Annotated in this window: 30 protein-coding genes and 2 pseudogenes; 29 read left to right on the forward strand and 3 right to left on the reverse strand. The window is 70.1% G+C overall.

Going from position 1 to position 18,697, the window contains the following annotated elements; genetic code table 11:
* The first annotated feature begins 39 nt into the window (after positions 1–39).
* Positions 40–783: an MgtC/SapB family protein gene (locus tag C1N81_RS39215; RefSeq protein WP_394436164.1), complete on the forward strand. Its 744-nt coding sequence runs from the start codon at positions 40–42 to the stop codon at positions 781–783.
* A gap of 22 nt (positions 784–805) precedes the next feature.
* On the opposite strand, the gene C1N81_RS39220 is transcribed toward C1N81_RS39215, so the two are convergent.
* A complete protein-coding gene (locus C1N81_RS39220) occupies positions 806–2,260 on the reverse strand; it encodes a cytochrome P450 (protein ID WP_394436165.1) in 1,455 nt (484 codons plus the stop codon).
* Positions 2,261–2,400: 140 nt separating this feature from the next.
* Between C1N81_RS39220 and C1N81_RS39225 the strand changes: the two genes are divergently transcribed.
* The 3 genes and pseudogenes from C1N81_RS39225 to C1N81_RS39235 form a co-directional block, all read left to right on the forward strand.
* Positions 2,401–3,033, forward strand: a complete 633-nt coding sequence (locus C1N81_RS39225; protein WP_394436166.1) for a TetR/AcrR family transcriptional regulator — start codon at positions 2,401–2,403, stop codon at positions 3,031–3,033.
* An 82-nt stretch (positions 3,034–3,115) separates the two neighbouring features.
* Positions 3,116–3,571 (forward strand): MarR family winged helix-turn-helix transcriptional regulator, encoded by a 456-nt coding sequence (locus C1N81_RS39230; protein WP_394436167.1) that lies wholly within the window; start codon positions 3,116–3,118, stop codon positions 3,569–3,571.
* Positions 3,568–4,506: pseudogene (locus C1N81_RS39235) on the forward strand (MFS transporter); the annotation flags it as partial. The gene C1N81_RS39230 and the pseudogene C1N81_RS39235, both read left to right, overlap by 4 nt.
* An 82-nt stretch (positions 4,507–4,588) precedes the next feature.
* Here the strand turns inward: C1N81_RS39235 and C1N81_RS39240 are convergent.
* Together C1N81_RS39240 and C1N81_RS39245 are read right to left on the reverse strand one after the other, a co-directional pair.
* Entirely contained in the window at positions 4,589–5,872 is a 1,284-nt protein-coding gene (locus C1N81_RS39240; protein ID WP_394436168.1) for an integrase, read from the reverse strand.
* A 434-nt stretch (positions 5,873–6,306) separates the two neighbouring features.
* Positions 6,307–6,729, reverse strand: coding sequence for a helix-turn-helix domain-containing protein (locus C1N81_RS39245; RefSeq protein ID WP_394436169.1), 423 nt, complete (start codon positions 6,727–6,729; stop codon positions 6,307–6,309).
* Positions 6,730–6,916: 187 nt separating this feature from the next.
* Here C1N81_RS39245 and C1N81_RS39250 point away from each other — a divergent pair, with 187 nt between their 5' ends.
* The 25 genes and pseudogenes from C1N81_RS39250 to C1N81_RS39370 all read left to right on the forward strand — a co-directional run.
* Positions 6,917–7,171 (forward strand): helix-turn-helix domain-containing protein, encoded by a 255-nt coding sequence (locus C1N81_RS39250; protein WP_394436170.1) that lies wholly within the window; start codon positions 6,917–6,919, stop codon positions 7,169–7,171.
* 1 nt (position 7,172) lies between these two features.
* Complete coding sequence (locus tag C1N81_RS39255) at positions 7,173–7,469, forward strand: hypothetical protein (RefSeq protein ID WP_394436171.1); 297 nt, start codon at positions 7,173–7,175, stop codon at positions 7,467–7,469.
* An 88-nt stretch (positions 7,470–7,557) separates the two neighbouring features.
* Positions 7,558–7,827, forward strand: a complete 270-nt coding sequence (locus tag C1N81_RS39260) for a hypothetical protein (protein ID WP_394436172.1) — start codon at positions 7,558–7,560, stop codon at positions 7,825–7,827.
* Positions 7,824–8,135 (forward strand): hypothetical protein, encoded by a 312-nt coding sequence (locus C1N81_RS39265; protein WP_394436173.1) that lies wholly within the window; start codon positions 7,824–7,826, stop codon positions 8,133–8,135. Before C1N81_RS39260 ends, C1N81_RS39265 begins: the two co-directional genes overlap by 4 nt.
* Positions 8,132–8,797: a hypothetical protein gene (locus tag C1N81_RS39270; RefSeq protein WP_394436174.1), complete on the forward strand. Its 666-nt coding sequence runs from the start codon at positions 8,132–8,134 to the stop codon at positions 8,795–8,797. The genes C1N81_RS39265 and C1N81_RS39270 overlap by 4 nt, the downstream gene beginning before the upstream one ends.
* On the forward strand, positions 8,794–9,000 hold the full coding sequence (locus C1N81_RS39275) for a hypothetical protein (protein WP_394436175.1): 207 nt from the start codon (positions 8,794–8,796) through the stop codon (positions 8,998–9,000). The genes C1N81_RS39270 and C1N81_RS39275 overlap by 4 nt, the downstream gene beginning before the upstream one ends.
* On the forward strand, positions 8,997–9,278 hold the full coding sequence (locus C1N81_RS39280) for a hypothetical protein (protein WP_394436176.1): 282 nt from the start codon (positions 8,997–8,999) through the stop codon (positions 9,276–9,278). Before C1N81_RS39275 ends, C1N81_RS39280 begins: the two co-directional genes overlap by 4 nt.
* A complete protein-coding gene (locus C1N81_RS39285) occupies positions 9,275–9,574 on the forward strand; it encodes a hypothetical protein (RefSeq protein WP_394436177.1) in 300 nt (99 codons plus the stop codon). Before C1N81_RS39280 ends, C1N81_RS39285 begins: the two co-directional genes overlap by 4 nt.
* On the forward strand, positions 9,571–9,969 hold the full coding sequence (locus C1N81_RS39290; RefSeq protein WP_394436178.1) for a hypothetical protein: 399 nt from the start codon (positions 9,571–9,573) through the stop codon (positions 9,967–9,969). Before C1N81_RS39285 ends, C1N81_RS39290 begins: the two co-directional genes overlap by 4 nt.
* The gene (locus C1N81_RS39295; RefSeq protein WP_394436179.1) at positions 9,966–10,145 is read left to right on the forward strand and encodes a hypothetical protein; all 180 of its coding nucleotides are present in this window, start codon (positions 9,966–9,968) and stop codon (positions 10,143–10,145) included. The genes C1N81_RS39290 and C1N81_RS39295 overlap by 4 nt, the downstream gene beginning before the upstream one ends.
* Positions 10,142–10,510, forward strand: a complete 369-nt coding sequence (locus tag C1N81_RS39300; protein ID WP_394436180.1) for a hypothetical protein — start codon at positions 10,142–10,144, stop codon at positions 10,508–10,510. The genes C1N81_RS39295 and C1N81_RS39300 overlap by 4 nt, the downstream gene beginning before the upstream one ends.
* Entirely contained in the window at positions 10,507–11,088 is a 582-nt protein-coding gene (locus tag C1N81_RS39305; protein WP_394436181.1) for a DUF6197 family protein, read from the forward strand. Before C1N81_RS39300 ends, C1N81_RS39305 begins: the two co-directional genes overlap by 4 nt.
* Positions 11,085–11,342: a hypothetical protein gene (locus tag C1N81_RS39310; protein WP_394436182.1), complete on the forward strand. Its 258-nt coding sequence runs from the start codon at positions 11,085–11,087 to the stop codon at positions 11,340–11,342. The genes C1N81_RS39305 and C1N81_RS39310 overlap by 4 nt, the downstream gene beginning before the upstream one ends.
* Positions 11,342–11,596 (forward strand): hypothetical protein, encoded by a 255-nt coding sequence (locus tag C1N81_RS39315; RefSeq protein ID WP_394436183.1) that lies wholly within the window; start codon positions 11,342–11,344, stop codon positions 11,594–11,596. Before C1N81_RS39310 ends, C1N81_RS39315 begins: the two co-directional genes overlap by 1 nt.
* The gene (locus C1N81_RS39320; protein ID WP_394436184.1) at positions 11,593–12,144 is read left to right on the forward strand and encodes a hypothetical protein; all 552 of its coding nucleotides are present in this window, start codon (positions 11,593–11,595) and stop codon (positions 12,142–12,144) included. Before C1N81_RS39315 ends, C1N81_RS39320 begins: the two co-directional genes overlap by 4 nt.
* 66 nt (positions 12,145–12,210) lie before the next feature.
* Positions 12,211–12,471: a hypothetical protein gene (locus C1N81_RS39325; protein WP_394436185.1), complete on the forward strand. Its 261-nt coding sequence runs from the start codon at positions 12,211–12,213 to the stop codon at positions 12,469–12,471.
* The gene (locus tag C1N81_RS39330; protein WP_394436186.1) at positions 12,468–13,580 is read left to right on the forward strand and encodes a DNA polymerase III subunit beta; all 1,113 of its coding nucleotides are present in this window, start codon (positions 12,468–12,470) and stop codon (positions 13,578–13,580) included. The genes C1N81_RS39325 and C1N81_RS39330 overlap by 4 nt, the downstream gene beginning before the upstream one ends.
* A gap of 239 nt (positions 13,581–13,819) precedes the next feature.
* A complete protein-coding gene (locus C1N81_RS39335) occupies positions 13,820–14,698 on the forward strand; it encodes a PD-(D/E)XK nuclease-like domain-containing protein (RefSeq protein WP_394436187.1) in 879 nt (292 codons plus the stop codon).
* Positions 14,695–15,549 (forward strand): hypothetical protein, encoded by an 855-nt coding sequence (locus C1N81_RS39340; RefSeq protein ID WP_394436188.1) that lies wholly within the window; start codon positions 14,695–14,697, stop codon positions 15,547–15,549. The genes C1N81_RS39335 and C1N81_RS39340 overlap by 4 nt, the downstream gene beginning before the upstream one ends.
* A 66-nt stretch (positions 15,550–15,615) precedes the next feature.
* Entirely contained in the window at positions 15,616–16,158 is a 543-nt protein-coding gene (locus C1N81_RS39345) for a hypothetical protein (RefSeq protein ID WP_394436189.1), read from the forward strand.
* A 77-nt stretch (positions 16,159–16,235) separates the two neighbouring features.
* A complete protein-coding gene (locus tag C1N81_RS39350) occupies positions 16,236–16,613 on the forward strand; it encodes a hypothetical protein (protein ID WP_394436190.1) in 378 nt (125 codons plus the stop codon).
* On the forward strand, positions 16,613–16,738 hold the full coding sequence (locus C1N81_RS39355) for a hypothetical protein (RefSeq protein ID WP_394436191.1): 126 nt from the start codon (positions 16,613–16,615) through the stop codon (positions 16,736–16,738). Before C1N81_RS39350 ends, C1N81_RS39355 begins: the two co-directional genes overlap by 1 nt.
* Positions 16,739–16,850: 112 nt before the next feature.
* A complete protein-coding gene (locus tag C1N81_RS39360; RefSeq protein ID WP_394436192.1) occupies positions 16,851–17,702 on the forward strand; it encodes a helix-turn-helix domain-containing protein in 852 nt (283 codons plus the stop codon).
* Entirely contained in the window at positions 17,699–18,112 is a 414-nt protein-coding gene (locus tag C1N81_RS39365) for a hypothetical protein (protein WP_394436193.1), read from the forward strand. The genes C1N81_RS39360 and C1N81_RS39365 overlap by 4 nt, the downstream gene beginning before the upstream one ends.
* Positions 18,109–18,690: pseudogene (locus C1N81_RS39370) on the forward strand (DNA cytosine methyltransferase); the annotation flags it as partial. The gene C1N81_RS39365 and the pseudogene C1N81_RS39370, both read left to right, overlap by 4 nt.
* Positions 18,691–18,697 lie beyond the last annotated feature (7 nt).

Here is an 18,697-nt window from a genome sequence, read left to right on the forward strand (position 1 = left end):
AAGGTCTCGATCCATGTTCCGGAAGGGAGGCATCCGCCTTTGTCGTCGCTCGCGGTTCCCCTGTTCGACCCCGCGGCGGGCCAAGGGGCTCGGCAGCTCGCCGAGTTGGGTCTCGCGCTTGTCCTGTCCACGCTGATCGGTGCGGAGCGCGCCGTGCAGCAGAAGAGCGCGGGCCTGCGCACACACACGCTCGTCGGGGTCGGCAGCGCCCTGTTCATGGAGGTGTCGCAGCACGGGTTCAACTCCGTGCTGGCCCTGGAGGGCGTGTCGTTCGACCCGTCCCGCGTCGCCGCGCAGATCGTCTCCGGCATCGGATTCATCGGCGGCGGGCTCATCTTCGTCCGGCGGGACGCCGTACGGGGCCTCACCACGGCCGCGACGGTCTGGCTGACCTGTGCCATAGGGATGGCCTGCGGCGGCGGCCTCCCGTTGCTCGCCCTCGCCGCGACCGCCTGCCACTTCCTGGTCGTCCGGGGCTACCCCTGGCTGACCCGGCGCGTCCCGTCCCTGACCGCCGAGCGCCGCTCGGGCCTGCACCTGTCCTACCGGGTCGGCGACAGCGTCCTGACCCGCGTCCTGGAACAGTGCACGCGCCGCGGCTTCCGCGTCGTCGAACTCCGCACCGACCGCACCGACTGGGACCAGGCCCCCGACCGCCCCGGCACGATGGCCGTCCGCATGGAGATCGAGGGCGCGGCGGACGTCCCCGAACTGGTCGCCGCCCTCGCCGAGCTGGACGGGATGTTCGATGTGACCTCCATGGAGTCGGCGGTGGACGACTAGCGCCTGCCCGCCTCTTCGGGCATCAGCGGCGCGTCAGCCGGAGCCGCAGCCCGCGCGGCATCAGGGTCAGCCGTTCGTCGATCGCCAGCCGGTACCCGGGCTCCGCGTGCAGGTCGTAGCGGCGCAGCAGCAGGCCGAGCACCAGCATGGACTCGTGCAGCGCGAACTGGCGGCCGATGCAGGCGCGGGCGCCCGTGCCGAACGGCTTGAAGACGTGCGCGGGGCGGCCCCGTACCGCCTGCGGGGTGAAGCGGTCGGGGTCGAAGGTCTCGGGGTCCTCGCCCCAGGCGGCGCGGTCCCGGTGCAGCATCGTCGTCAGGACCAGCGCCCAGGCGCCGCGCCGCATGGGGTGGCGGCCGCCCAGGGTCGTGTCGGCGATCGCCTCCCGGGCGAAGGCCGGGGCCGTCGGCCACAGGCGGAGGGACTCGTCGAGGACCCGGCGCAGGTAGCGGAGCTTGGCGACCTGTTCGTAGGCGGGGACGGCCACGTCGCCCCAGACCCGGTCGACCTCCTCCTGCGCCTTGGCGAGCACGGCCCGGTCCTGCGCGAGGTAGTGCAGGGCGAACGACAGCGCGCCCGACGTCGTCTCGTGCCCGGCGACCAGGAACGTGATGACCTGGCGGCGGATGTTCTCCGGGGTGAGCCGCTCGCCCGTCCCGGGGCGCGTCACCTCCAGCATCCGGTCGAGGAGGTCACCGGGGCCGCTGCCGGCGGCCCGGCGGGCGGCGATCACGTCGTCCACCGTGCGGTTCAGGTACGCGCGGTCCGCCGCATTGCGCCTCTCCGCGCCGCGCCGCAAGGAGGCGAGCAGCGGCGGCACCACATTGCGGCTCTGTGCGAACGACAAGGCGCCCACCATCGCCGTCACGAACGGATGCGGCCCTTCCTTGTCGAAGTCCCGTTCGAACGAGCCGAAGTCGTGCCCGAACCCGGTCCGCGCGATCGTCTCCAGGGTCAGCTTCGTCATGTCCCCTGGCACGTCCACCGTGCGCCCGGCGGCCTCGCTCGCGTCCCAGGCGGCCATCAGCTGCCCGGCCACGTCCAGCATCAGCGGGTGGTAGCCGCCCATCGCCTCGCGGCTGAAGCCGGGGGCCAGGATGTCGTGCGCCAGCTGCCAGTTCGGCTCGTGGTTGTAGGCGGTGAACAGCCCGTCGCCCGCCACCGGGCGCAGGTTCGCGACCCCGAGCCCGACGTGCTTGGCGAAGCGTGACTCGTCCGCCAGCTCCGCGGCCAGTTCGGCGCCGGCCACGAACACGATCTCCTTGCCGAACGCCTTGCGCCGGAAGATCGGCCCGAGCTCCGCCGCGACCCGCATCGAGTCCTGGAGCGGTGTGCGCGTACTGGCGCCGAGCACGTCACCGAGCAGCGGCACGCGGCGCGGCGGGTGCGGTATCCGCTCCAGGCGCGGCCAGCCCAGCTCGGCGCTGCGAAAACCCCGCGGCTGCACGCCGTCCGCCGTCTGCGTCACCTGCGCCATGGTGCCCATCTCCCCTGCGCGAGCGCCCCGTTGAGCCCGCCCCGCGCCTTGTTGGACGTCGATTCAATAGTGCGCCTCAGTGTGGTCCCGTTGTTGAACTGGCGTCAAGTAAGCGGAAGGAGGTCCAGTAAGGTGCCCGCATGAGCGCAGAGCGGGAGCGGGGAGGAGCGGCGGCGCCGGGGGAGCGGACCCGGCGCAGGATGAGCACCGAGGAGCGGCGCGAGCAACTGCTGTCCGTCGGGTCCAGACTGTTCGCGCAGGACCCGTACGACGACGTCTGGATCGAGCAGGTCGCCGAGATCGCCGGGGTCTCCCGCGGGCTGCTCTACCACTACTTCCCGACCAAGCGGGACTTCTTCGCCGCCGTCGTCCGCCGCGAGAGCGAGCGCATGCTGCGCCTGACGGCCGCCGTCCCCGGCGTCCCGGTGCGCGACCAGATCGGCACGGGCCTGGACACCTTCCTGGAGTACGTCGCCTCGCACGCCCAGGGCTTCCGCGCCTTCCACCGCGCGGAGGCGGCGGGCGACGTCGCCGTGCGCGCCGTCTACCAGGAGGGGCTCGCCGCGCACGAGGCGCAGATCCGGGCCGCGCTCGCCGCCGACCCGCAGCTCGTGGACCGCCTCCCGGAACCCGCCGCGCTGCGTCTCGCCGTACGGGGCTGGCTCGCCTTTCTTGTCGCCGTCTGCCTGGACTGGCTGGACGAGCCGCAGCTGACCCGGGAGCAGGTGCGGGACCTGTGTGCGCGGGCGCTGCTCGGGGCCCTGGAGGTCTGAGAACCGGCGCCAAGGCGCCCCGCAGCCGAAGGGTCGTAAGGGAAACTTGCAAGGCTCCCTGTCTACCTCTTACGGTGGACGCATGTCAGGAACGCAGGGACCCGCCGACGCCGAGCCGCCCACCGAGCGGATCGCCGCCGATCTCGCCACCGTCGTCGGCCGCCTCTCGCGCCGGCTGCGCAGCGCGTCGCCGGACAGCCTCCTCACGCCCACCCAGCGCACCGTCCTGGCCCGCCTCGACACCGAGGGGCCCGCCACCACCGCCGCCCTGGCCCGCTCCGAGTACGTACGGCCGCAGTCCATGCGGCTGACCGTCGGCGCCCTGGAGGAGCAGGGCTTCGTGGCGCGCTCGCCGGACCCGGACGACGGGCGGCAGTCGGTCATGTCGATCACCGAGAGCGGCCGCGCCACCCTCGCCTCCGTCCGCGCCGCCAAGCACGGCTGGCTCAGCCAGGCCCTCGCCGCCGAGCTGGACGCGGACGAGCGGCGCACCCTCGCCGAAGCGACGCTGCTCCTGGAACGCCTGGTGCGCAAGTGAGCGGTGACGCGAGCGACACGGCCCCGGCCAAGGCCGCCGTCGCCCGCGAACCGGCATCAGGGCCCGTCCAGGGGTTCGCCACCCGGCTGACCGCCCCGCTGCTGCTCGGCTCGCTCCTGAACCCGCTCAACACCACCATGATCTCCACCGCCCTGGTGGCGATCGGGCACACCTTCGGGATCGGCGCCGCCGACACGGCCTGGCTGATCTCCGTCCTCTACCTCGCCAGCGCCGTCGCCCAGCCCGTCCTCGGCAAGCTCGCCGACGCGCTCGGCCCGCGCCGCGTCTTCCTCGCGGGGCTCGTCGTCGTGTGCGCCTCGGGCGTCGTCGGCGCCGTGGCCCCCGGCTTCGGCTGGCTCATCGTCTCCCGGCTGCTCCTCGGCATCGGCACGTCCGCCGCCTACCCGGCCGCGATGGCCGTCCTGCGCGACGAAGGGCGGCGTGTGGGGCGCCGCCCGCCGCGGCCCGTGATGGCCCGGCTGTCCTTCGCGGCGCTGGGCAGCGCCGCCGTCGGCCCGACGCTCGGCGGGCTGCTCGTCACCGTCGTCGGCTGGCGCGGCATCTTCGCCGTGAACGTCCCCGTCGCGGCCGTCGCCTTCGTCTGCGCCCTCGTCTGGATCCCGGCCGACCCGCCACGTGCCACGAGCGGGGACGAGCCGAGCCCCAAGCTGGCTCTGGACCCGCTCGGCATCGGCCTGTTCTCCACCGCCCTGACCGTCCTCGTCTTCTTCCTCCTCGACCTGGCGGACCCGCGGTGGTGGCTGCTCGCGCCGTTCGCGGTCCTCACGGCCGCACTGCTGTGGTGGCAGACGCGCTGCCGCACCCCGTTCATCGACGTCCGGATGCTCGCCGGGAACGGCCCGCTGGCCCGCACCTACCTCCGCCACGGCCTCGGCTACCTGCTGATCTACTGCGTCATGTACGGCACTGCGCAGCGTGAGCGTCCTGCCTGGTCCTGACCTCACGGCCCCTTGATCCGCATCCCGCCAATGGGAGACGGATGGGAGACGGAGACGATCAGCTCCCGGAAGCTCGCTGGCCACGCCGTTTCTCTTCCCGCTCCCACTTCTCCTGAAGCACCTTGACGATATGGCGCTCCATGTCCGGCGTCACATCCGCGTACACGCCCCGCACACCCTGCACGATGTGCCCCAGCCGCTCCTCGACCGCGACCGGCGCCACCCCCGCACCCTCCAGCATCGGCGAGTGAGCGTGCCTCATCAGGTGAATCCGACGCCCGGCGAAGGACTCAACCCTGGGAATCGGCGGCCGGGCAAACCGCCCCTCACGCCCCTTGTGCCCGTCACGGACCGGCTTCCAGATGAACGTGTGAAAGTCCGTCCTCAGCAGCGGACCGCCGCCCATCGCCGGAAACACCCACTGCGAATCATGCGAATCGAGAAGCTGGGCGAGGAGACCGGCCAGGAACGGCGGAATCACCAACGTCCGTTCCGACCCGTACTTCGGCAGCGCCAGCGTCGGCACACCCGTCTCCTCCGGGCGCTCCACATCCCGGACGTACTTGTGCTGCCACTGCACCCGCAGCACATCCATCGGATCGTCGCCGCAGTACCGCTTCAACGCCTTCTCCCGCCGCTTGCGGTCCGGATCACACTCCGGCCAGGCCGGGCCGACGAACTCCCGCCGCAGCCCGTACATCTCGCCGAGCCGCATCCCTGTGTACGCCTTCGTCAGCATGAACACGTAGCCGGTGAATCCCCACACGACCCGGGCGTTCTCTGCCAGCTGGTGCAGGTCGGACTGCGGGACGGTCTCCTTCTCCTCGCGCTTCGGCCGGACATATCGTCCGCGCCGGCGAGTAGCCGGAGGGACGGGGCTTTCAGCGATCAGCTTCGGCCTGTGGGTGACCGCGTCGCCCATCATCGTGCTGAACAGCCCGGTGATCTGCTTCACGTAGCTGGGGCTGTACCGCGCCGACAGCTTCGCCTCCCATGCCTGATATTTGATCGTCGTGATCTCGACGAGCGGAGACGGGCCCCACTGGGGACGCAACTGGATGCGGAGCAGCTTCCGGTAGTGCCAGGTGGTGGTCGGATCCAGGTTGCGGGACTTGAGCCACAGATCGGCCCAGCCGTCGAAAGTGATCCGCCCGTCCGCGCGGGCGACGCCGCGGTTGTTACGGATATCGGATTCGCGGTCCAAGCCGTAGTTGTAGGCGGTCTCCTCGTCCCAGTCGGCGCTCGACTTGGACTCCCAGATCTTCTTGCCGGTGGCCGGGTTGAGCCGGCCGCTGTCCCAGCGGACGCGGAGGCTCTCGCCTCTCCACTCCAGATGCGGCATGCGGACTCCCTGGTACCTGGGGCGCGGCGCCTGGCAGGTACCCCCTACCGCCAGGGCTCCGCGACCAACTGATCAGCGCGCTAGGCCAATGGTGCAGCCTTGGCAGGCCTCACAGTCTCCTCCAGCGCGCCTCACGACCTCGCGGAACCGGCGGTTTGCACCGTGGTCTTGCTCGGCCGCGGGAGGCGCTACGCACAACATCCTGTCGTCGGCTCGCCCGGCCCATCCTTCGAACACAGGGCCAAGATCGGCTATCAGCAAGGTGCTCTGCATAACGAGTCCCCCTTCCGGGTTGCGGGGACCCCCAAGGTGATTCGAGCTCAACTTTGCCACGTGAGCGGGGCTTTGGGACCACGGAGGACCAAAGTGGCGGCCCGAAATGCAGGGAACAGTCGGGGCTGCGAATGGTTGTACGACTTTAGGCTGAACTTCGGTTACAAGATCCCGCGTTCGCGCAGCTCTTGCAGTACCCGGTCGTTCAGTTCGAGGATCTCGTCTGCCGTCAACGATCCCTTCGTGCGCATGGCGGCGGCCTGCACAGCGTCCCCGACGGCCCGCTCGAGCTCCGGCTTGGGGATGGTAGAGAGACGCGTGTCGTCGTCGGCGCCGCCCTGGCTTTTGCTGGCAGTGATCGGCTGCTTCCCTGCAAGAATCCGGCCGATGCTGCCGGGTGCCCATTGGAGCGCCTTCTCGACCCTGGCGTAGGACGTGTCGCGAACCTTCTGACCAGCCTCGACCTTCTTCCAGGTGTCTTTGCTCATGCCGACAGAGGCTGCGGCCGGCTCGAGATTGAGTCCGAGCGTGGCGCGCCGTTGCCGCACCTGCGCCGCGAGGCGTTCGAGGTCGGGAGTACCCATGGGTCACATCCTGCCAGGACCCGCTAGGACCAGCTAGGACCGGGGTCGACTAGGGCTGAATCTTGACGCACTTATGGGGGCACAGCCCCCGCTTATGCGCCGCCGATGCGCCCGCTAGCGACGCTATTCCGCGAGAAGCAGCGTGAAACCGCTAGACGAAGGCGCTAGAAACCGCTAGATTCTGTGCATGGAACAACCCCCACCCACCCACACGGTGAACGGGGCGGAAATCCGCAAGCTCCGCATGCAGGCAGGGCTGAGCACCGCCGAGTTGGCCGAGAAGGCGCGCATCAGCCGCCGCTACCTCAGCCACCTCGAGAACGGCTACCGCACCCGCATGAGACCGGACACCTACGCCCGGCTCCGCACCGCGCTCGGCCTGCCGGCCGACTCCCAACGTCTGCTCCTCAACCCCCAAGAGGAACCCCCAGAGAAGAGGTGACATGTCCACCCGAAAGCTGGCCCCCACGACGCTAGAGGGCTTCTACAGCGTCAAGCAGGCCGCCATTCGGCTCGGCTTGCAGGACCCCAACGACCCCGCCAGCGAAGCGGGCGAACGCTGGCTCCGCGACGGCTGCAACCGCCCCGACGACGGCAGCGAAGGCCCGCGCTTTCCGCACCACCGCATGAGCAAGCGGCTCGTCTTCAGCGAGTCCCAGCTCATCGAGATCGCCGAGATCAACGCCCAGGTCGGGACCATCCGCCGACGCAACCGTCGGCCGGCCCGCGCCGCCGCCTAGACGGCAGTCGGCCCCACCGCCGGGCTTCCACACACCGGCAGCAGGGCCTCCGAGATCCACCTCCACCGTTGAGAAGAAAGGGGACCCCGTGTCCTCCATTGAAACACCCGTCGCATTCGTCGGAATGATCGGCGATCACCCACTAGCTGTCGCCTCCACGTTGGGGCTGGCGCAGGACGACTTGCTCAACCGGCAGTTCCGCTACGGCGACCCGGTCGACTACGACTACCGCTGGGACGAGTACCGGCCCGGCGAGGTCTGGCGGCTGATGCAGCGCCGCAGGAACCGGAAGGGCAGCCGCTTTTCCTGGACCACCTACTCCGTGCATGCCGTTGACGCCCTGGGCGGTGCGGCATGACCACGCCCCGCACCCCGCATCAGGAGCCCGAGCCGCAGACGGTGGCGCACGGCCTGACGGCGAAGGAGGCCGCGTTCCGGCTGATTGCCGACACGACGAACAACCCGGAGACGGCGACCCAGTTCCGGAAAGCCGCCGACGAGGAGCGGGAAGCCGCCCTGCTCGCCGAGGTCGACCGGCTGAGCGCGATCCTCGCCGACACGCTGAAGCAGGTCCGCCACATGCAGTCGATGGAGCGGTCGGCGTACCAGGCGAATCGCCTGGACCTGATCGCCCGGACCCTTCTCGGCGAGGAGGCGGCGTCGTGACCGAGCGCCTGTCGCCGCAGCGCGAAACCGAGATCCGCGAGCGGGCCGAGGCCGCAACGCCCGGCCCGTGGAAGGTCGAGAACGACTACTGCGACTGCTCCGAGTACGGCTGCTCCCACCCGCCGTTCGCCGTCGCCTTCGGGCCGTTCACGTCCTTCGAGAACACGACCGACCGACACCACTACGACGCCGACTTCTCCGGTCACGCCCGCGAGGACGTGCCCGCGCTCCTCGCCGAGCTGGCTGCGGTCCGCGCCGAACGCGACGAGGCACGCGCCGAGCTGGCGAAGTACGTCGGCAGCGAGCCGACGGTCGCCGAGGAAATGGCCCACCTGAACCGCTGCCTGAACGACGTGCACGCCGTGTGCGACGGCGCCGAGGAGGAGTCTCTCCGCTGGGAGAACCCCTTGCCGGTGCCGGAGTGGGTGGCCGTGGTCCGCAAGGCCGCCGAAGGTGCGCGTCCCGAAAGGGAGCAGGTCGTCGAGTACGGCATCCGCGTCCCGGCCATCCGTTGGCCCAAGGACGGGGTGCTGCTCGACGGTGGCACCTTCGACCGCGCCGATCAGGAATCCCGGCTAGCCAGGTACCGCGACTGCTGGCCGAACGCCGAACTCGTGCAGCGCACGGTCCGTCGCGGCGAGTGGAAGGAGGCCGCGTCGTGACCACGCAGACCCGCACGATCGCCGCCCTGGACACGCCGACCGCGCAGGTGGAGGCCGACGTCAAGCGTCTCGTCGCCCGCCAGCGCCGCCAGGCAGCCATCGCCCGCCTCGACTCCCTCGCCGCCTGGCTCGTCACCCACCCCGACGAGCCGGTCTCCACGGCAGCGGACTATCCCGGATGGACCCCCGGAGGCGTCTCGTGACCGCCGACGAGTTCAACGCGAAGCACCCGGTCGGCACGCCTGTGGTCGCCTATCCCGGCGTTCGGCCGGATGACCCTCTCGCGGTTGCCGTGCGGCAGCGGCAGGCCGAAGGCCGGTATCTGGACCCGCAGGACGCAGAACTGTGCCGCGCTCTCCACACCGTCACCCGCACTCCCGCCTGGACGCTCGGCTCCGGCGACCCGGTCGTCTCCGTCGACGGCTACGCGGGCGGCATCTGCCTCACCCACATCGACATCCGCACCGGAGGTGCAGCGTGAAGCTGATCGACATGGCGGACGCCGTCGCCGCCGCCCAGCAGCTCCTCAACGAGCACCCCGGGCTGCCCGCCCCGCTGTTCGAGATCGACGCCTACCGGGTCACCGTCCGTCTACACGGCGGCTTCGGGGACTTCGAAGCATGGCGCGAGGCCCTCGACCTGGACGACAACGAGATCTCCCTGACCGCCTACCTGGGCGGCGCGAACCTCACCGCCGTCACCGACATCAAGGGCGTGCCCGTCACCGTCATGGGATACAGCAGCAGCCTCCCGCAGACAGCGGAGGCAGCGGCATGAGCGACTACTCCGAGGTCACCGCGTGGCTGATCAAGAAGTCGCGCGAGTTCTACGCCCACGGCGAGCCGAAGCGGGCCGAGACGGCGGCGATCCTCGCGTCGAAGGTCTCCCGTGGCGCCATCCGCCCCGACAACCTGCGGACGCTGCCCGACCCAGGCTTCTTCGAGGCCGGACGCATCTACCGCAGCAGCAGGCACGCCGACCTCCGCTTCGACTGCCTGACCATCGACGTCGACCCGGCCACCCGGGAGACGTGCGCCATCGGCTGGCGGTTCGGGGCTCCCGACGAAGACGCCCGCAAGCGCGAGATCGCCGCGCTCGACGTTGGCGACTGGGCCTGCTGCGGCTGGACCGACGCCACCGACGACGACTTCAACCCGCAGGAGGACCAGTGACCTTCGACGCCACCGCCGCCGCCCACGTCCTCGCCGAGAACGGCCACACGGACTCGGATGCGGCCACGACCGCCGACCTGATCGCCGCCGCCGACCTCGCCGGCTGCGGCCACCCCACCCGCGACCAGCAGCACGACATCCGTGCCGCCCTCGACGACATCGGAGGCCAGCAGTGACCGCCGCGAACTCTGTCAATGACCTGATCGCCCGGTGGATGGTCGCCCGCGAGGAGCTTGCCGCCCTCGAACAGGCCGAGCACCCGGACGTCACCGACCGGCTCGGCCGGGTGTGGACCTGGCGGTCGGGTGACCAGTACGGGCACTGCGGCCTGAACTCGCCGCGGTGCTGCCTGGAGGACGGGGTCATCTTCCTGCCCACCCAGCCATGCCTCGACAACCCCAACTACGCCCACTTCTGCGACATCTGCCTGGACGGCCGGACCCGCAACGTGCCCGCCTGCAAGCCGGAGTGGGGCCCCTGCTCGCACGCGATGCATCAGCCGACGGCAGAGCCGGTGCAGCAGCTCGGGGAGGCGGCGTGAGCAGCCTCGAAATCGGCACCGACCTCACCGTCGGCGATACCACCGACGAGCAGCGCATCGCAGCCGCCCGCCGCATCGCCGCCCAGGTCGCCGCCGAAAACCCGCACCTCACCGCCCGGCAGATCGCCAACGACCCACAGCTCATGCAGGGCATCCGCGAACTCCTCAACGCCGTCCTCGGCCCCCAGCCAGTAATGATCTACGGCTCTCCGGGAGGGTCAGTGACCACAACCGCGCATACCCGGGCCGACGTTGCCGCGGTCCTCGACCTGGCCGCCGACACCATCAAAGCGAACGGGTTCTGCAAGCACTACCTGTACAACACCCGGCAGGCCGCCGGCGGAACGGACCTTGACCGCTGCCAGGTCGACGCGATCGGCGCCATCAACATCGCCGTGCACGGCACCCCCCGGCACGTGGGCGGTGACCCTCTCACCCACGCCGCCGAGCAGGCCGTCGAGGCCCGCATCGACGCGCCGTCGCTGGCCGCCTGGTGCGACTACCCCGGCAACGGCAAACAGGCCGCCATCGACCTGCTGACCAGCACGGCGGACGCACTGCGGGCGGAGGCGTCATGAGCTGGCTCAAGGGGCACGGCAAACGCCGCGCCGGGGAGCACAACGCGATCCTGCAGCAGGAGAACGCCGGACTGCGTCGCCGCGTCACCTGGTACCGCAACCGGCTCCACGAGACCGTCGCCCAGCTTCGCACCCAGCGGGCGCGCGCCGACATCGCCGAAGGACTTCTCGCCGCCGCACAGTTGCGGATCTCCGAGCTGGAAAGCGCGAGCGCCCTCACCCAGAAGCTGCCCGCCCTCAAGGTGGTGGCGTGATGCCGATCGTGTCGACGTTGAGCTGGTTGCCGACCTGTGACGTGTGCGGCATGGACACCGACTATGCCGTCTACAGCCGGGACGCCGCCGTGAAGTACATCGAGGACTGCGACTGGACGCTCGCCCCGGACGGGCGCGTCATCTGCGACGCCTCTGACACCGCCCACTACCTCGCCCGCGGCTGGGAGAGCCCGGCCTTGCTGAGGCCCACGGGCGACGCCATGCGGCGGACGGCCCTGAAGGAGGCGTCGTGACGACGATCGACCCCGCCGTCCACCTGACCGACCTCTCCGGCATGCCGGACGGGCCGCTCCCGGACCGCGACTCGATCGACGACTGGTCGATGAAGTCCTTTGACGACTACTTCACCGCTGTCGCCCGACACCAGGCACGCGCCTTCGCCCGCCGAGCCGTCGAATGCGAGCAAACCGGGCGCGGCGTCCGCGAATGGCACTCCTGCCGGGAGGCCGCCGTGCTGGGACTGCTTGCCGCCGCCGAGGAGACGGCGCCCGAGCAGGACCGGAAGTGGCACGCCGACCGCCTCGACGCCTACACCGAACTGCACGGGCTGCGCGGATGGCACCGCTACACGGACCACCGCGGCAAGCACCTTATTCAGATCAGCCTGATCCGCAAACGGGAGGACGGGGAGCGGGGACGCCACTACGTGCACAAGACGGCGAACTACGACTACCGCGCCACCCCGTACTGGGTCGTCGACCGGGACACCAGCGAAACCGTCTACCGGTCCTACGCCAGCCGCATCGCCCAGCAGTGGATCGACGAGCACGAAACCGCCTAGCACTCCGCCGGCCGGGCGGTGATCCGCTCCCGAACGGCCGGCGGCCAAGACCACCAGGAGAACCCCATGGACGAGCTGTACCTGTTCCCGCTCACCGACCTGCGCACCGAGGGCTACGCCAAGCCCGAGCCGCTGGGGCTGCCCGACGGCTTCGAGCGCGTCACCTTCGACCACGAGGGCGTCGTCACGGACGGCATCGTGATCGCCCGCTACACCGCGAACGGCAACGACCGGGTCACCGTCGGCGTCGCATCCGGCGCGGCCTACGCGCTGCCCGCCGACGCCGTCCACCCGGCCGAGGCGCAGCCCGAGGAGGAGGCGGCGTGAAGGCCCGGCTCGCGCGACGCCAGTTCGCCGATCTGCTCACCTGGGCGGCCAAGCAACTGGATGCGAAGCCGTCGAATCCGATTCTGTCGTGCCTGCTCATCGAGGCCAGCGAAGACCAGGTGACGGTCTCCGGCATCAGCGACTGCGGTGACGCCCGCGCCACCCTGCCCGCCGATGTCATGGAGCCGGGCCGTATCGCGGTCTCCGGGCTCATGGCCGCCCAGGTGATGTCCGCCTACAAGTCGGAGCTCGTGGAGCTCGCCGACGCCAACCAGCAGCTGGAGATCACCGCCGACCGGGATGTGTTCCGGCTCAGTGTCTTCCCGGCCCACGACTATCCGGGGCTCGCCGCCCGCCGTAACGTGGACGGCACCGTCGAGGCAAGCGACCTGCTGGCCGCGGTCAAGCAGGTGGCGAAGGCCACCCAGTACAACTACAAGGAGATCGGCAACGAACTGTGGCGCTCCGGCATCGAGTTCGCCGCCGAGGGCGACCAGCTTCTGGTGTGGGCCACCGACCGGTATCGCATGGCGGCCCGCAGCATCCCGTGGACCCCGGCCCGCGAGCATGGGCGGCTGGAGACTCTGATGGTCGGCAGCTTCCTGGAGGCCGCCGTGAAGGGATTGGACGGCACCATCGGCCTGTCCCTGGCCGGGAAGACCGTCGGGGTCGGCGACCAGGTGCGCAGCTCCACCATCGGATTGATCGACCCCGGCAACCGGATCCCCTACAAGCGGTTCCCGACCACCGGTGACACCGAGGCAATCGTGCCGGTCGCCGAACTCGTCGACACCGTCCGCCGCACCACGCTGGTCACCGGCGACGGCAAACCCAAGATCCTTCTCGGGTTCGGCGGCGACGACATCACCGTCCGCGCCGTCGGCGCCGACACCGGGGCTGTCGCCCTCAACCACATCGACGGCCAGCACCTCGGCGGCCCCGAACTGCAGATCGCCTTCAACTCCGGCTACCTGCTCGACGCGTTCACCGCCGCCAACGTCCCCGACGTGCGCGTCCACCTCACCACACCCACCCGGCCGGCCGTCATCACCGCAGCCGACCCCGAGGCCAGCAGCTACCAGCACGTCCTCATGCCCGTCCGCCTCTGACCACAACCCGATAGCCCGCCGCGGGCCACCTCCCCGCCCGCGGCATCCCAGGGCGACTCGCCCCGCCACCCCCCGTCCGGGGCGAGTCGCCCCCCATCAGCACACCTTCATGGAGATCACATGAGCACCGAAAGCACCACAAAGCAGGCGGCGCCACTCAGGTGCCCCCACTGCGGCGACACCGACGGTCCGTTCGACGTCGAGACCGGACGCTGCGAGGACTGCACCAGGCGGACCGCATGACCGCCGCCGTCGAGGTCGACGCCCCCGCAGCGCCCGCCCTGGGCCTGCACAACGACCTCTCCAACGAGGACTACCACGCCGACAAGACGTCCCTGTCGTCGTCCGGCGCCCGCAAGCTCCTGCCCCCCTCCTGCCCTGCCAAGTTCCGGTACGAGCAGGACCACCCGCAACCCGCCACCAAGACGTTCGACTACGGCAACGCCGCCCACAAGATGGTCCTCGGCAACGGCCCCAAGCTCGTCGTCGTCGACCACGACACCTGGAACACCAAGGCCGCCAAAGCCGAGGTCGCCGAAGCCCGCGCCATGGGCGCCATCCCGCTCAAGCAGCACGAGATGCAGATGGTCACCGACATGGCCGACGCCATCCGCCGCCACCCGCTCGCCGCCGCCCTCCTCGACCCCGCCTACGGGGCGCCCGAACAGTCCGGGTTCTGGATCGACGAACCGTCCGGGATCCGCCGGCGCGTCCGCTTCGACTGGCTGCCCTCCATCCAGGGCGGGCGCCTGATCATCCCCGACTACAAGACCACCACCGACGCCAGCAACGAAGCGATGCAGAAGGACATCGACAAGTACGGCTACAACCAGCAAGCCGACTGGTACGAGGCCGGCGCCCGCGCCCTGGGCCTCGGCGGCATCGACGCCGAACTCCTCCTCATCGCACAGGAGAAGAAGCCCCCGTACCTCGTGAACGTCATCGGCATCGAGTTCGGCTCCCGCGTCATCGCCGAAGCCAAGAACCGGCACGCCATCGAGATCTTCGCCAAGTGCACCGCCGACGGCTACTGGCCCGGCTACGCCGACCACGAACCCAACTACCTCGCCCTCCCCGGCTACGCCGAAAACCGCGACAAGGAGCTCTACCTCTCATGAACTTCCCCGTCCAGCAGGCCCAAGGCCCCGACCGCATCGGCCAGTCCACCGCGGTCGAGCAGTCCCGTGCCGTCGCCGAGGTGCAGGCCGCTATCTATGTGGCCCGCCAGTTCCCCCGCGAGGTCGACCGCTCCCGCTCCGCCATGCAGGCCGCCTGCAGCTCCATGGCCCTCGCCGAGAAGTCCCGCTTCCGCTTCCCGCGCGCCGGGGGAGCCGTCGAAGGATCGACAATCCACCTCGCCAAGGCGCTCGCCCAGACCTGGGGAAACATCCAGTACGGCGTCACCGAGATGCGCCGCGACGACGAGTACCGCCAGTCCGAGATGCAGGCGTGGGCGTGGGACGTCGAAGCCAACACCCGGCACGTACTGACCTTCATCGTTCCGCACGCCAAGTTCGCCAAGGGCAAGGTCGAAGCCCTCATCGACCTGCGCGACATTTACGAGAACAACGCGAACAACGGCGCCCGCCGCCTCCGTGAAGCGATCTTCGCGGTGATCCCGGACTGGTTCATCGAAGAGGCCGAAGACCTCTGCCGGGAAACCCTCGCCAAGGGCGACGGCAAGCCCCTCCCGGAGCGCATCGACGGCGCCGTCCAGGTCTTCCAGCAGCTCGGCATCAACGCCGACCGCCTGGAGCAGAAGCTCGGCCGCCCGCGCGCCCAGTGGAACGGCGCCGACATCGCCCAGCTGCTCATCACTCACAAGTCGATCCAGCGCCGCGAGATCGCCGTCGACGAAGCGTTCCCGCAGGCCCGCATCACCGGCAGCGAGATCAAGAAGAACGCGGGCGGTGGCAAGAAGCAGACCCCGCCCGACGACGACCCGTGGGCCGGCGAGCCCACCAAGTAGCCCGCACCCACCGAGAGTCGCCCCGCGGGCCGTGCGGGGCGACCTCCAAAAAGGAGACCACACGCCATGACCATCGACCAGACCGAGACACCGCAGACCCCGCCCCGCGAACTCCTCGACACCCTCCTCGGACGCTGGCAGGAAGTCGCCGACGCCTACCAGGCCAAGACCGACTCCCCCTTCGATGACCTGACCCGCCAGTACTCCGACTACCGGCTCATCTACCTGCGCAACATCCGCGACCTGAAGCACGTCCTCGACACCGGCCGCATGCCCTGCTCCCTCATGGGCGACGAGGAACGGCGCTGCGGCGACTGCGGACGCATCCACGAGGACGCCTACGACAAGCACGGCCAGCCCGCACCGGAAGCCGCCAGCGGCCCGTGGGCGCCCATCCATCCCGCCGAGCAGCGGATCCGCGCCATGGAGCGGGTCATCGTCGGCCACCTCGCCGAAGCCCTCATCGACAGCAAGAACGAAGAGGTCCGCACGTGGGCCCGCGCCATCGCCTACGAACTGCGGCTGGCAGGAGCCGACCTCCACGACGCCATCGGCAACCGACTCCAGGAGCTCGCCCTCGGTAGGCCCGAGAACGAAGTCCCCTTCTAGCCCGCACGCCACGGGCCGGCCGCACCCGTAATGCGGCCGACCCGGAACCCAGCATCCCATCCCGGAAGGACTCCGCCATGACGACCTCCATCACCCCCGAGCAGGCGAAGGCCCGCGCCAACCGGCTGCTCCGCGCCCTCGGCCCCGTCGACCAGTGGACGGAAGCGGTCTTCGACCAGGCCGTCCTCCACCTCGGCCGCAGCAGCCGCCCGTTCGGCTCCAACGACTTCCGCCTCCTCCTCCCCGAGGACGACTGCAAAAAGGCCGGACTGTACCTGCGCTCCCTCGTCGAGAAGGAGCACCCCGTCGTCCTGGAGGTCGTCGGCGAAGTCGTGTCGATCAACCCGAAGGCGCACGGCAAGCGGGTGTGCGAGTACCGGCTCACCGCCGCCGGACGGCTGCATCTCGAGGCCCGCATCGCCCGCCGGGTCGAGCAGCGGAAGGCGGCGGCGTGATGAGCACCCTCCTCGCCCACCCGGCCCTCGCCCTCGCCGCCCTGATCACCTTCGGGGCGCTCACCGGGGCCGCCTGCGCCGCCATCGGATGCGTCATCGACCACGGACACGGGAGGCAGACGTGATCCGCGACCTCCTCGCCACGGTCCCCGTCAACGGCTGGACGCTCACCGCCGCCGTTCTCCTTGCCGCACTCGCCGGCTTCTTCATCGGCTGCTCACTCCCCGGGAGGCGCACATGACCACCGCCGTCCGCCAAGCCCCCCACCATCGCAACCTCACCTGCCTGAAGAACTACAACTGCCGCCGCCCGGAATGCCTCGCGCGCAGTGCCGAATACGACCGCACCCGCAACCGGCTCGTCGCCTACGGCCGCTGGCAGCCCTTCGTCGACGCTGAACCCGTCCGACAGCACATCCGCATGCTCATGAGCCACGGCATCGGCTGGCAGCGCGTCGCCCGCCTCGCCGGCGTCTCCTGCGGCGCCGTCTCGCGCATCCTCTACGGCGCACCCCACGAAGGCGCCCCGCGCACGAAACGGGTCCGCACCACCACCGCCGACAAGATCCTCGCCATCAAGCCATCCTTCGAACAGCTTGCACCCATGGCGCGGGTCGACGGCACCGGAACCCGCCGCCGGCTCCAGGCACTCATCGCCAACGGATGGCCACAGAAGCGCCTCGGCGCGGAGATGGGCATCCAGCACCACCGCCTCATCTGGGATCACGTCCGCCAAGACGTCGTCGCCGCCGACACCGTCCGACGTGTCGCCGAACTGTACGAGCGCCTGTGGAACGTCGACCCGGCCACCCGCGGTGTCCATCCGCGCTTCGTCGACGAAGCCAAGCGGCGAGCCACCGCCAACGGCTGGGCGCCACCGGCCGCCTGGGACGACGACTACATCGACAGCCCCGCAGCAACCCCGGATCTGGGCGAGCACGTCGACCGGTACACCTCTATCGCCGAAGACGCCCGCTGGCTGATCAACACCCAGGGCTACACGCCCGCTCAGGCCGCCCACCGGCTCGGCGTCACCAAGAGCCACCTGTACCGGGCGTTCAGCCAGCGACCCGAGCAGGTGGCCGCATGATCCGCGCCGCCATCGAGGAGCTCCTCCACGCCGGCTACAGCGACAAGGCGATCGAGCGGCAACTGCACGTCTCCCGCCGCCGTGCCCGCGACCTGCGCGCCGAACTCGGCCTGCCCCAGCACAAGCCCGGCCCCACCCCGAGTGGCAGCCCCGAAGACCGGTTCTGGCGGCTCGCCCAACCTGTCGACGGCGGGCACCTTCTGTGGCCGCACGCCGCCAACACCCTGCGGCTCGGTCACGAAGGACCCAAAGCATCCATCCGGCGTATCGCCTTCCGCATCCGGTGGGGCCGCGAACCCGTCGGCCAAGTCCGCGCCGGCTGCGACCACGACGGATGCGTCCACCCCGACCACGTCGAAGACCAGCCCATGCGGGAACAGTTCCGCGCGATCTTCGGAGGAGCCACATGAGCCTGCGCATCGGCTCCCTGTTCACCGGCACAGGCGCCCTCGACCTCGCGGTCATGGACGTCTACGACGCCGAAGTCGTCTGGCACTCCCAGTACGAGCCGCCGGACAAGAAGGGCCGCGAGGACAAGCACCAGTTCGCGGCGAAGATCCTTGAGCGGCACTGGCCCGGCGTCCCCAACCTCGGCGACATCACCAAGGTCGACTGGGCCGCCGTCATCGAGGAGCACGGCCCCATCGACATCCTGACCGGGGGTTTTCCCTGCCAGGACGTCTCCTCTGCGGGCCGCCGCGTCGGCCTCACCCCCGACTCCCGATCCGGCCTGTGGACCCACATGGCCCACGCCATCTCCATCCTCAAACCGAAACTCGTGGTGATTGAAAATGTCGAAGGGCTCCTCTCGGCTCCCGCTGCCAGCGACCTGGAACCCTGCCCGTGGTGCCTGGGAGACGGACCTACTGAGCATGTACTGCGGGCATGCGGAGCTGTCCTTGGGGACCTGGCCACCCTCGGGCTCGATGCGGAATGGGGTCGCTTCGGTGCCGACGAAATCGGCGCACCTCACCGCAGGCGCCGCATCATCATTC

It is taken from the genome of Streptomyces sp. SGAir0957 (assembly GCF_043523415.1).

Bases quoted from the DNA above. Each gene is read 5' to 3' on its own strand.
- C1N81_RS39220 (WP_394436165.1), bottom strand. From the start codon at position 2,260: ATGGCGCAGGTGACGCAGACGGCGGACGGCGTGCAGCCGCGGGGTTTT.
- C1N81_RS39315 (WP_394436183.1), top strand. From the start codon at position 11,342: ATGCCGATCGTGTCGACGTTGAGCTGGTTGCCGACCTGTGACGTGTGC.
- C1N81_RS39350 (WP_394436190.1), top strand. From the start codon at position 16,236: ATGACGACCTCCATCACCCCCGAGCAGGCGAAGGCCCGCGCCAACCGG.
- C1N81_RS39340 (WP_394436188.1), top strand. From the start codon at position 14,695: ATGAACTTCCCCGTCCAGCAGGCCCAAGGCCCCGACCGCATCGGCCAG.
- C1N81_RS39255 (WP_394436171.1), top strand. From the start codon at position 7,173: ATGTCCACCCGAAAGCTGGCCCCCACGACGCTAGAGGGCTTCTACAGC.
- C1N81_RS39225 (WP_394436166.1), top strand. From the start codon at position 2,401: ATGAGCGCAGAGCGGGAGCGGGGAGGAGCGGCGGCGCCGGGGGAGCGG.
- C1N81_RS39325 (WP_394436185.1), top strand. From the start codon at position 12,211: ATGGACGAGCTGTACCTGTTCCCGCTCACCGACCTGCGCACCGAGGGC.
- C1N81_RS39355 (WP_394436191.1), top strand. From the start codon at position 16,613: ATGAGCACCCTCCTCGCCCACCCGGCCCTCGCCCTCGCCGCCCTGATC.
- C1N81_RS39230 (WP_394436167.1), top strand. From the start codon at position 3,116: ATGTCAGGAACGCAGGGACCCGCCGACGCCGAGCCGCCCACCGAGCGG.
- C1N81_RS39365 (WP_394436193.1), top strand. From the start codon at position 17,699: ATGATCCGCGCCGCCATCGAGGAGCTCCTCCACGCCGGCTACAGCGAC.
- C1N81_RS39290 (WP_394436178.1), top strand. From the start codon at position 9,571: ATGAGCGACTACTCCGAGGTCACCGCGTGGCTGATCAAGAAGTCGCGC.
- C1N81_RS39345 (WP_394436189.1), top strand. From the start codon at position 15,616: ATGACCATCGACCAGACCGAGACACCGCAGACCCCGCCCCGCGAACTC.
- C1N81_RS39265 (WP_394436173.1), top strand. From the start codon at position 7,824: ATGACCACGCCCCGCACCCCGCATCAGGAGCCCGAGCCGCAGACGGTG.
- C1N81_RS39360 (WP_394436192.1), top strand. From the start codon at position 16,851: ATGACCACCGCCGTCCGCCAAGCCCCCCACCATCGCAACCTCACCTGC.
- C1N81_RS39245 (WP_394436169.1), bottom strand. From the start codon at position 6,729: ATGGGTACTCCCGACCTCGAACGCCTCGCGGCGCAGGTGCGGCAACGG.
- C1N81_RS39250 (WP_394436170.1), top strand. From the start codon at position 6,917: ATGGAACAACCCCCACCCACCCACACGGTGAACGGGGCGGAAATCCGC.
- C1N81_RS39310 (WP_394436182.1), top strand. From the start codon at position 11,085: ATGAGCTGGCTCAAGGGGCACGGCAAACGCCGCGCCGGGGAGCACAAC.
- C1N81_RS39335 (WP_394436187.1), top strand. From the start codon at position 13,820: ATGACCGCCGCCGTCGAGGTCGACGCCCCCGCAGCGCCCGCCCTGGGC.
- C1N81_RS39240 (WP_394436168.1), bottom strand. From the start codon at position 5,872: ATGCCGCATCTGGAGTGGAGAGGCGAGAGCCTCCGCGTCCGCTGGGAC.